This is a genomic window from uncultured Ruminococcus sp. (assembly GCF_946415235.1).
Classification (GTDB): domain Bacteria; phylum Bacillota; class Clostridia; order Oscillospirales; family Ruminococcaceae; genus Ruminococcus.
Genome location: NZ_CAMKRR010000100.1, coordinates 1 through 10805, shown reverse-complemented (window position 1 = coordinate 10805; position 10805 = coordinate 1). Strand labels below are relative to the sequence as shown.

General features: G+C 45.3%; 11 protein-coding genes. 1 reads left to right on the top strand and 10 read right to left on the bottom strand.

What is annotated here, in order from left to right; all coding sequences use genetic code 11:
- Both Q0R37_RS13200 and Q0R37_RS13195 read right to left on the bottom strand, forming a co-directional pair.
- A partial coding sequence (locus tag Q0R37_RS13200; protein ID WP_294754999.1) for a glutamine synthetase III occupies nt 1-610 on the bottom strand: 610 nt, incomplete at its 3' end.
- A gap of 66 nt (nt 611-676) precedes the next feature.
- Nucleotides 677-2506 (bottom strand): ammonium transporter, encoded by a 1830-nt coding sequence (locus Q0R37_RS13195; protein WP_294754998.1) that lies wholly within the window; start codon nt 2504-2506, stop codon nt 677-679.
- A 417-nt stretch (nt 2507-2923) separates the two neighbouring features.
- On the opposite strand from Q0R37_RS13195, the gene Q0R37_RS13190 reads away from it, so the two are divergent.
- The gene (locus Q0R37_RS13190; RefSeq protein ID WP_294754997.1) at nt 2924-3628 is read left to right on the top strand and encodes a gamma-glutamyl-gamma-aminobutyrate hydrolase family protein; all 705 of its coding nucleotides are present in this window, start codon (nt 2924-2926) and stop codon (nt 3626-3628) included.
- A 13-nt stretch (nt 3629-3641) separates the two neighbouring features.
- On the opposite strand, the gene Q0R37_RS13185 is transcribed toward Q0R37_RS13190, so the two are convergent.
- From Q0R37_RS13185 to Q0R37_RS13150, 8 genes are all read right to left on the bottom strand, one after another.
- On the bottom strand, nt 3642-4952 hold the full coding sequence (locus Q0R37_RS13185) for an alpha-amylase family glycosyl hydrolase (RefSeq protein WP_294754995.1): 1311 nt from the start codon (nt 4950-4952) through the stop codon (nt 3642-3644).
- 66 nt (nt 4953-5018) lie between these two features.
- Nucleotides 5019-6008: a guanosine polyphosphate pyrophosphohydrolase gene (locus Q0R37_RS13180; protein ID WP_294754993.1), complete on the bottom strand. Its 990-nt coding sequence runs from the start codon at nt 6006-6008 to the stop codon at nt 5019-5021.
- A 1-nt stretch (nt 6009) separates the two neighbouring features.
- Nucleotides 6010-6195, bottom strand: a complete 186-nt coding sequence (locus Q0R37_RS13175; RefSeq protein WP_294754992.1) for a hypothetical protein — start codon at nt 6193-6195, stop codon at nt 6010-6012.
- A gap of 78 nt (nt 6196-6273) precedes the next feature.
- Nucleotides 6274-7197 carry a M14 family metallopeptidase gene (locus Q0R37_RS13170; protein ID WP_294754991.1) on the bottom strand — a complete coding sequence of 308 codons (924 nt, stop codon included), beginning with the start codon at nt 7195-7197 and terminating at the stop codon, nt 6274-6276.
- The gene (locus tag Q0R37_RS13165; RefSeq protein WP_294754990.1) at nt 7194-8135 is read right to left on the bottom strand and encodes a M14 family metallopeptidase; all 942 of its coding nucleotides are present in this window, start codon (nt 8133-8135) and stop codon (nt 7194-7196) included. The genes Q0R37_RS13170 and Q0R37_RS13165 overlap by 4 nt, the downstream gene beginning before the upstream one ends.
- Before the next feature lie 16 nt (nt 8136-8151).
- Nucleotides 8152-8922, bottom strand: a complete 771-nt coding sequence (locus Q0R37_RS13160) for a transglutaminase family protein (RefSeq protein ID WP_294754989.1) — start codon at nt 8920-8922, stop codon at nt 8152-8154.
- A complete protein-coding gene (locus Q0R37_RS13155) occupies nt 8919-9620 on the bottom strand; it encodes an alpha-E domain-containing protein (RefSeq protein ID WP_294754988.1) in 702 nt (233 codons plus the stop codon). Before Q0R37_RS13155 ends, Q0R37_RS13160 begins: the two co-directional genes overlap by 4 nt.
- Before the next feature lie 12 nt (nt 9621-9632).
- Nucleotides 9633-10805 (bottom strand): circularly permuted type 2 ATP-grasp protein (locus Q0R37_RS13150; protein WP_294754986.1); only part of this gene is annotated, 1173 nt, incomplete at its 5' end.

Sequence of the window (10805 nt, the reverse complement as noted above, 5' to 3'; positions counted from 1 at the left end):
ACATCTCACGGTCAACGAGGAAGTATTCCTGCTCGGGACCAACAGAGGTCTTTACGCTCTTTACCTTGTCATTGCCGAAGAGCTTCAGTATACGGATAGCCTGCTTGTTGAGAGCTTCCATTGAACGGAGAAGCGGTACTTTCTTATCCAGTGCTTCACCTGTGTAGGAGCAGAAAGCAGTCGGAATGTAAAGTGTGCCGTCCTTGATGAAAGCATATGAGGTAGGATCCCATGCTGTATAGCCTCTTGCTTCAAATGTTGCACGGAGACCGCCCGAAGGGAACGATGAAGCATCAGGCTCGCCCTTGACGAGCTCCTTGCCAGAGAATTCCATGATAACTCTACCGTCGGGAGCTGGTGAGATGAAGCTGTCATGCTTCTCGGCTGTAACACCTGTCATTGGCTGGAACCAGTGAGTGTAGTGAGTAGCACCTTTTTCTACTGCCCATTCCTTCATAGCAGCTGCTACTACATTTGCAACAGATATGTCAAGAGGAGTTCCCTTGTCGATAGTCCTTTTAAGTGATCTGTATACTTTATCTGAAAGGGTTGCTTTCATAATTCTGTCATCGAATACCATTGAACCAAAATAATCTGTTATCTTTTCCATTGTAATTACCTCCTAATATTATTCAAGGTTGACCGCGGGCAAGTGCCCGCAGTCATATCTTGTTATTTAAGCCTTTTCCCACTCTGCCGAATCGTGGAGAGCGTTGTAGCCTTCTTCGCCTGTTCTGATCTTGATCACGTTCTCGATGTCGTAAATGAACATCTTACCGTCGCCGTAGTTGCCTGTATAGAGAGCAGCCTTAGCAGCAGCTACTACCTTGTCAACAGGAACTGCACATACAGCGATCTCAGCCTTTACCTTAGGCAGCAGGTTCATTTCAACAGCTGCACCACGGTAGTAGTTTGTCTGTCCGTTCTGCATACCGCAGCCCAGAACGTTTGTAACTGTGATGCCCTTGACATCGATGTGCTCCATAGCCTCGATGAACTGCTGGAGTTTCTGCTGTTTGAATATAACAACAATGTTTGTGAGCTTTGTTGCACCGTCAGGTGAAGGTGTGGAGTAGTTCTTTACCTCTACTGCTTCATCAACTGTAGCAGCAGGCTTCTTTTCTGTCTTCTTTGTATCCTTCTTCTTTTCTACCTTTTCTACGCTCTTAGCGTCGTCCTTAGTATAGCCATACATTCCTGCGTCTGTAAGTGCGGGAGCGAAGTCTGCATAAGAGGAAATAAGACCGTGTTCTGTAACGTCGAGACCGATGATCTCCTCCTGCTCTGAAGCACGGAGACCGATTGTCTTTTTAATAGCATAGAATACTATTGCCATTGAGATAGCTGTGAATACTGCGATTGCTACGAAGCCAGTGAGCTGTCTGCCCAGGAGTCCGAAGCCGCCGCCGTAGAAAAGACCTGCAAGCTGATCGCCGTTCTGGTCAACAAGTGAGTAACCCGGAACCTCAGGGTTTGCAAAGAGACCAACTGCGATTGTACCCCAGATACCGTTCATCATGTGAACTGCTACTGCACCAACAGGATCGTCGATGTGGAGTACATAGTCGAGGAACCATACACCGAAGCAAACGAGTAAGCCTGAAACGATACCAACTATTGAAGCGCCTACACAGTCTGTTACATCACAGGGAGCTGTGATACCAACGAGACCTGCCAGTGATGCGTTGAGACACATTGAAACATCGGGCTTGCCGTATTTGAGCCATGTGAATATCATACAAGTTACTGTTGCGATAGCAGGAGCAACTGTTGTTGTAAGGAATACTGAACCGAGCTGATCGATAGATGTACAAGCTGCACCGTTGAATCCGTACCAGCCGAACCAGAGGATAAAGCAGCCGAGAGCACCGATTGTAAGGTTGTGACCCGGGATAGCGTTTACCTTGATCTCACCGTCCTTTGTCTTGTGGAACTTACCGATTCTTGGACCGAGGATAGCTGCACCTACGAGAGCTGCGATACCGCCTACCATGTGGATATGAGCCGAACCTGCGAAATCGTGGAAGCCCCACTGGCTGAGCCAGCCGCCGCCCCAGCCCCAGTGTGCTTCGATAGGATAAACGATAGCACTGATGATAGCTGAGTATACGCAATATGATAAGAATTTTGTTCTTTCAGCCATTGCACCTGAAACGATAGTTGCTGTTGTAGCACAGAATACAAGGTTGAATACGAAGTTTGACCAGTCGAAGCTGCCGTAAGAAGTGAATATATCAAATCCCGGAGCACCGATTATACCGACAAGGTCTTCACCGAAGAGAAGACCGAAGCCTATGAGAATGAAAACAACTGTACCGATACAGAAGTCCATAAGGTTCTTCATAATGATATTGCCTGCATTCTTTGCACGGGTGAAGCCTGTCTCCACCATTGCGAAGCCTGCCTGCATAAAGAATACAAGAGCAGCGCCTATTAAAAACCATACGCCAAAGACCAAACCGTTTGTCTCATCCATGGCTTGTTGTAAAATTGTCTGAGAGTCCATAGAATTACCTCCTTAAAAAGTTACAGCATAAAAGTTAAAGGGGCATACGATGCACCGAATTATCTCAGTACATCATACACCCCTTTGTGTATGGAATTAGCGCTATAAAACCAAAACAGCGCCGCAGACTTATCGTCTGCAGCGCCCTTGCTGTTTACAATGTCATTATAGCCCATGCTCCACCGTTTGTCAATACCTTTTTTCAACTTTGTCGGAATTTAATATTTATTGACACTTTAAACGCAAAAAGCAAGATAAAATCTACAAAAGAAAAATCTCTAAAAAGTAATATCTTGCATCATGACTATATACAGTCAGAAATACTTGACTTTCATAGAAAAAAGTTCTATAATTTTTATAAAGCAAAGGTGCTTCGGTATTTACCGTATGCACCTTTTTTGTATTGGAGGAAAAATTATGAGTAATAGACCTGTTATCGGAGTTATACCTCTTATCGACTACAATAAAAACAGCTATTGGATGCTGCCCGGTTATTTCGGCGGAATAATTGAAGCAGGAGGTATGCCGGTTATGCTTCCTCTGACAAGCGACAGCACAGATATCGAACAGATAACATCTATGTGTGACGGTTTTCTGTTCACAGGAGGACAGGACGTCGATCCGAAACTGTACTCTGCAAGAAAGATCGGTGCCTGCAGCGAGTGCAGCTCCGAACGTGATATCATGGAAGGAATGCTCCTTAAACGTGCAATGGAGCTTGACAGGCCGATCCTCGGTATATGCCGCGGCATACAATTTATAAACGCCGCACTCGGCGGAACACTGTGGCAGGATATACCCTCGCAGTTCTCGGATACTGTATCCCATTGTCAGAAGCCGCCATACGATGTCCCTATACATGAGGTGAATATAAAGCAGGATTCGCCTCTACATTATCTTCTGAAAGCCGATATTATCCCCGTGAACAGTTATCATCATCAGGGAATACGAGAGCTTTCGCCTGCACTTTTGCCAATGGCGAAAGCTCCCGACGGACTGATAGAAGCTGTTTGCGCCACGAAGCAGAAGTTTCTTTGGGCAGTGCAGTGGCACCCCGAATTTTCTTATCCCAAAGATAAAAACAGCAAGCTTATTTTCAGGGAATTTATCAGGCACTGCTGACGAAATAAATTGTTTACCTTTCCATTTTCCATATCTGTGCCGAATAAGGCGGCAATTCACTTCCTCCGCCAAAATCGTGCTTTGTACCTGTAATAAGCTCATCTGCCATACCGCAGCCTGCATCGAAATGTGCTGTAAACGGCTGATCTTCTGCATTTATAGCGATAAGTATCCTCTCGTCATCACATCTGCGCTGAATGATGCACTGCTTATTGGTGAGCACAGGAACGCTTATATCACCGTAACAAAGAGCTTTGCTCTCGCGGTGTATCTTTGCAAGCTTTGAGATATACGCCGAAAGATCGTTGTCTATGGGCTTGTCGAAGGATACTCTCAGTGCAGGATCGCCGTCCTTTTTGTCGGCTTCCGCCCCCCATTCACTTCCGTAGTAAATACACGGTATTCCGGGCATTCCGAACATTATCGCATAGACAAGCGGAATGTGATTTTTGTTTGTAAGTATCGTTGCAATTCTTGAAACATCGTGGTTGTCAACGAAACTGAGAAGATGCATACCTCTGTACTGACACCACTGCTCAGGTCCGAACTGATTTTTTAGCGAGTGGCATATCTCAAACATATTCATACTGTTGAAGCTCGAATACAGTCCCTTATAGCACTGATAATTGGTTGCGGAGTGTAACATATCATTGTTTACGAACTGCGAATAATCGCCGTGAAGAAGCTCACCTATGAGGACGAAATCCTCCTTCAGTCCGTTTGTGAAGCTGCGCAGCCTTTTCAGGAATTCCTTGTCAAGGCAGTACGCCACATCAAGTCTCAGACCGTCAATATCAAACTCATCTACCCAGCCTTTGATGCAGGAGAAGATGTGCTCAACGACTTCGTTGTTCCATAGATTGAGCTTAACAAGTTCATAGTGACCTTCCCAGCCCTCATACCATAAGCCGTCATTGTAGTTTGAGTTACCGCCGAAATTTATGTGAAACCAATCCTTATAGCGTGAATTTTCACGATTATGCAGAACGTCCTGAAACGCCCAGAAGCCTCTTCCGACGTGATTGAAAACGCCGTCAAGAACAACCTTTATTCCTCTGCTGTGAAGCTCCCTGCAGACCTTTGCGAAGTCCTTGTTGCTGCCAAGACGGCAGTCGATCTTTGTATAATCTCTTGTGTCATAGCCGTGAGAATCCGACTCGAATATCGGAGAAAAATAGACTGCATTGCAGTTGAGCTCCTTGATATGGTCTGCCCAGTCGATGACTTTCAGTATCCTTGACTGTGGTATACCGTCATTTGCAAATGGTGCTCCGCAGAATCCCAGCGGATATATCTGATAGAATACGCTTTCATATGCCCACATTTTAACGCCCCCATTTATAATACTATACTTTTATTATACCTTAATTTTTTATTCATTACAACCTTTTTAGTCTATAAGGTCATTCTGAAACCGTGATAAATGCTCGAAAGGCAGAATCTGCCGACCTCTGAAAAGTCCGCAGCCGTCATTTATGAGCTGATTGTTTATAGCCTTGAACATATTTACGTCTATCTCTGCAAGCTCCAGCTCCTGCAATTTTGTAAGTCGTTCATATGCTTCATCAAAATAAATACACTCGCCAATAGGTATCTCATCACGCTTTGTACGCCTTGATTCCTGCAATTTCTCATATCCGAAGTGATTTGCCTCGCCTATCTCCGCAAAGTCGTCCATATCCTTGGTACGGAGCTGCAATTCCGTATAACAACGTGCAAGATTATCGTAAAAGGTTATATGTATAGACTGATATCCGGTGCTTCTCGGAAATGTCACATAGTCGCGGTAATAGGGTCTGACAGCTTCCTTGAGTCGTTCGGACTGCCTGTCCTCGGCAAAGCCTGAAAGCTCCGCTGTAAAACCTCTTTCCTCAAGAAATTCCGGCAATGTATCTGCTATGTCATAGAGATACTTTTGCTCGACCTCACTCCTTGAATCACCGCTTTTGATGTGGCAGGCAGGCATAGAAATAACGATACGATAGGCGATAAGGTCGCGGAAGCATATGAGCTTGCTTTTTATTTCAGCTTCCGATGGGAATTTGCCGTTCTTTTTGTAATACTTGTAAATGTATTCAAGGATATAACCGTTGAATTTTTCCTCGGCACGGATAAGGGACTTTATCCGCCCCTTGAATGTGAACGCAAGGAAGGGATATTCCCGCGTCATATATTTATAGAATTCTTTTATCCTCTGTGACTGGGAGGTAAGGAAGTCGTTATGTTCGAGCAGTTCGATTATCTGTATAAGGAAATTCGAATGTGCAAGATCAATACTGTTATGATTCTCTTTCGCACTGTTTCGAAGGTCATTTGAATACTGGTGAAGAATTTTCAGTACAGTATTCCCCGAAAACAAATAGTCATTCAAGGTTATCATTTCATTTTTCCTCGCTCTTTGTTGTTATAGTGGTCGTGGTTGATGTAGTCGTAGTGCTTGCAGTAACGGTAGTGGAGACAATTTTGGAATTTTCTTTCGTTTCACTGCTACCACTCACAGTCATTGTTGTCACTGTTTTTCCGTCGGGAGATACAACGGTCTTTGTTTCCAAAAATTCTTTCTTCATAGATTTTTCCTTTCAATACAGGGGACGACGTCCCAAGCCATATAAATGCTCATAATGGAACGCCGAGAGCGGCGTTCCTTACTTAATAATTTTGAAGCATACTGTATTTGAATTTATTAGCGGATCGTGATATTCAAAATATACCGTTCCATATACGGGACTTCTTATCTCTGACACGACTTCACCCTCAAACGGATCGGATATCGTTCCGAGAATATCGCCACGCTCAACGCGCTTGCCTATTTCGATAAGACTCTTGAAAATGCCCGATGCTTCGGAGCGTATCTGCTTCGTTTTTCTCTCGTCGATTATTTTTGTAATATATCCCGGTGGCGTATTTGCGCTGATTATTCCCTGTTTGTCAAGGAAGCGCAGTATCGCATAAACAGCCTCGTCGGCGGCATTCTCGTCAATATCATCAGTAGCGTTTGCATATACCGAAAATGCCTTTGTTTCCCACACCTGCCAGTTGTAATTCAGCGTAGTTGTGTCATATGGTCTCGGCTTGCGGAGTATGCCAAATTGCAGTCCGAAATCTTTCATTATCTCGGGAGATATAAAACCAGTGTCCATCATTTTGACGTGAGGCAGGAAATTTCCAACCTGATAAAAGCTGGCAAGCTGTATACCGTATTCGTAGCCTTGTATTTTTGAAAAAAGTCCGTCTGCAATGCGCTGTGTGGTCTCCCCCTGATCGTAGCCGGGAAACATTCGGTTTATGTCGGTATTGTCCATTGCCCAGAAACGCTTGCCGATATTCATTGAGTAGTAATTCACGCATGGAATTACCATTATCTCGCAGTCCTCGGCTATTCTGCCATTAGCTTCGAGCTTTTTTAGCTCCTGCACCATGCGACTGCAAACATACATCTGCTGTACTTCGTTTCCGCGCATAGCTCCCACTATCGCCGCGGACTTTTTTCCGTGACCAAAACGGAATCCAATAACGTCAAGCTGTTCACGGTAAGGTGATTTCAGTGAGTATAATACTTTCTTTTTCATTCCTTGCCACCTCCTGATGCAGACTGCAATATTCTTGCAAGGAGCGAACCGCCGTAAACTACGGGATATTCCCTAAGCGTGAATATCATACCGCCGCACACAGCTTCAACCTTTTCAACTACCTTCGATGTAAGAGGATCAACTACATCACCGATATGGTCGCCTTTACTGACACTGTCCCCGAAATCGGCGCAGGGCACAAAAATGCCTGCCGCATCGGAATTCACAAAGCCTACCTCTCGTCCCTCCGAGATTATGGGCTCGCGGACGGGAGCTGTTTCTCCGCTCCACATTCCCAGCTCTTTCATAAGATTAAGTATACCGTCAAAGAGCTGTCGGCAGTATTCTTTAGTTATACGCATACCCACGCCCATCTCAACTACAAGAGTTTTAGTTCCTCTTGTGTTGAGTGTATGAGCGAGGGTAGATTCAAGAACTGTTGCGGATTCGTGTATCCATACAAAATCCACGTTCATCATTTTGGCGTATGGCAGAAGCGTCGGCGCGGTCGGAACGCTCATGCGTATCTGGGGTATCTCCTTAAGGAAGATGTTGCTTGAATGAATGTCAACGCAGACGTCTGAGCCTGCTATGTCGTCAACAATGGAAGCACATATCACCTCTATCATTGTTCCGTCCTTAGAGCCAGGAAAAACGCGGTTCATATCAAGGTCGAACATGGGAACTCCACGGGTTATAGAGTCGATACCCATTGGATTGAGTGCTGGGTATATGTCCACGATACCGTCAAGCATAGCAATGTTCTCATTGAGATAAGAGCCTATCATATATGCAAGATACTGACCTTCAAGCTCGTCGCCGTGTGTGCCTGTAACAAGGCTCAGACGGCGATTGCTTTTACCGTTTGCAATGCGCCGCTTCTGTATATTTAGGTTTTCATTGACCGCAAGTGCGGCAGTTGCTATTGTTTCTATCATTGTTCACACCTCATTTCTATGTCAAGACCGAGCGTACTAACTGCAATTGCTGGGTATATCTTCCGAACATCACGCCCCTGTCGATAGCGCAGTCGCGGAAATCTCGTCCCGTTGATATAACAAGGTAATCGTCGTTTACGGGGCAGTTGTTTGCAGGGTCAATCCCCTCCCATTGATTGCCCGTCCAGTATTCAACCCATGAATGAGTTTCACCGTCGCAGAACGCAAGTCCAGCAACATAACGGGCATGGATACCGCCCATTCTCAGCAGAGAGATAAGGATATGGGAGAAATCCTGACACACTCCCGTTTTCATGGCAAAAGCCTCTGCGGCAGTTGTTGCTGTAGTTGTCACGCCCTTTTTATACTCGATAATGTCTGAGAGGATATCACTGAAAAAAGCTGCTCTGTCGGATACGTCACTGATATTTTTATCCTTCAGCTCAGTATAGAAATCCCTGAGCTCCTCGTCAGGAGCAGTATACTCCGACTGATACAGGTAGCATGGCATAAGGAATGTGCTGTGCTTTGTGGAATCTACCTCTGCCGTTCCCTTTATCTCAAAGTCAAGAAATCGGTGATCTCCCTGTATGTAGCCTGCCGTAACGTTGTTGCCGAATGCGTCGACTGTCTGTTTTGTAGCGACAGCAGGCGAGATGTCAAGTCCGCAGGAAATTATCTTCTGAGCTTCCGTATTAGGCGGTATTATGCGTAATGCAAAGCTGTGATCGTGTACATAATCATCAAATGTCAGCTTCGTTGAAAAGCTGAAACTAAGTGTTTTCATACAGTTACCCCCGTTGGTTCAAAAAGGTGTTCAAGACTTCCGAGCGCTTTTTCCGAGCTCTGACCGTAATCTTCCTCTGTACCCATTATTATCACCAGCTCGGACAGGTATTTCGTATTGTAGCGGTACGGTGTTCCTTTCGGGACACGGTTGAGGTTCTTGAGAAGTCGGATATATTCCTTTTCGGCAATATCATAAGGATATTTCATTCTGATGTACAGGTCGAGCCGTTCGACAGTCTTGCCGATATATATTATATTTCTTATCTCGTCATCGTAGATATGCTCGTTTATACAGCCCCAGAAGCCGAAAAGCAGATCTTCAAGGGGCATCAGCGAAAGCCTTGTATTTGCCGACATTCCCGACTTCCCCAGGGAATCCTTTGCAAGCTGCAAAAACGAAAGAGCTTCGGTGGATATCTCCTCTCGGAGAACTATGCCGTTATCATAAGCACGTTCAAGACTGTATGCAACAGAGTTGACATTGCAGTCGTCATATAGAAAGCTCCGCATGAATGTGTCTTTGCTTCCGTAGGTATCGTTGAGCCCGAAGCATTTAAGATAATTTGTGTACCCTCTGCGGTCGTCTATCATTTTGTCATAGAGCTTCTGTATCGTCCGAAGAGAGGTAAATGCTCTTTCAGTATAGCGTCCCAGCCAGTAAAGGCGGTCGCTGTGTTCTTTTGATATCGTTGTCATAAAGACTCCTTTCTATTTTAGTATCCACGTGTCTTTGAAGCCGCCGCCCTGTGAGGAATTCACCACAAACGAATCGGGATTGCGTGAAAATCTCGTAAGTCCCGAAGCCCATACTTTTGTCGTTTCACCCGACAGCACAAAAGCTCTCAGGTCAGCCTTTCGCATTACGGTCTCGCCGTTATCCAGTATCGGCAGGTCGAGGAAGTCAATGACCTCCTGTGCGATAAAGCGCCTCGGCTCAGCAACGATAGTTCTGCGGAATTCTTCAAGCTTTTCCTTTGTAAGGTCTCTGCCGAAAACTACTCCGTAGCCACCTGCTTCCGCAACGTCCTTGATGACCAGTTTTTCGAGATTGTCCATGACGTACTTCATGTCATCATCGTAAAACGGTAGATATGTGGGAGCGTTTTTCAGTATGGGGTCTTCTCCAAGATAGTATTTTATCATCTTTGGCACAAAGTAGTAAATGCCTTTGTCGTCGGCAACTCCGTTGCCTATAGCGTTGATGATACCCACGTTGCCGCTTCGGTATACCTCCATGAGATTCGGTATTCCTATGAGGGACTCGGGCAGGAAGTTCAGCGGGTCGAGGTACTCATCCGCGATACGTCTGTACAATACTCCTATCCTCGTTTTGCCGCCGGAATATGTGCGGTGATAGAGGATATTGTCCTCAACAAAGAGTTCGTCGTTCTGCACGAGCACAGAGTCTGTGTGCTCCGCAAGGTACGAATGCTCAAAGTATGCAGCGTTATATCTTCCCGGAGTAAGAATCGCCCTTATGCCGCCGCAGTTAGCGTACTCCATAGTTTCTTTCAGAAGCTTTGCATAATTGCGGTTATCGACTATCTCGTTCTCCGAGAAAGCATCAGGAGCAGCTATTCTTGTAAGCTCTCTTGCAATAAGCGGATAGGATGCTCCCGACGGTATACGGAGGTTGTCCTCCAGGATATACCATTCGCCGTCCTTAGCCTGCACGAGATCAATTCCCGAAATATGACTGTATATCCTGTTCTTCGGTGTTATTTCCTCGCACTGTGCGAGATAGCCTTTAGATATGTAGATAAAATTTTCGGGAATAATACCCTCCTTTACGATCTTTTTATCGTGATAAATATCAAAAAGGAACTCATTCAGGGCGTTTACACGCTGAACAAGTCCCTTTTCAATGCTCTTGAAATCTTC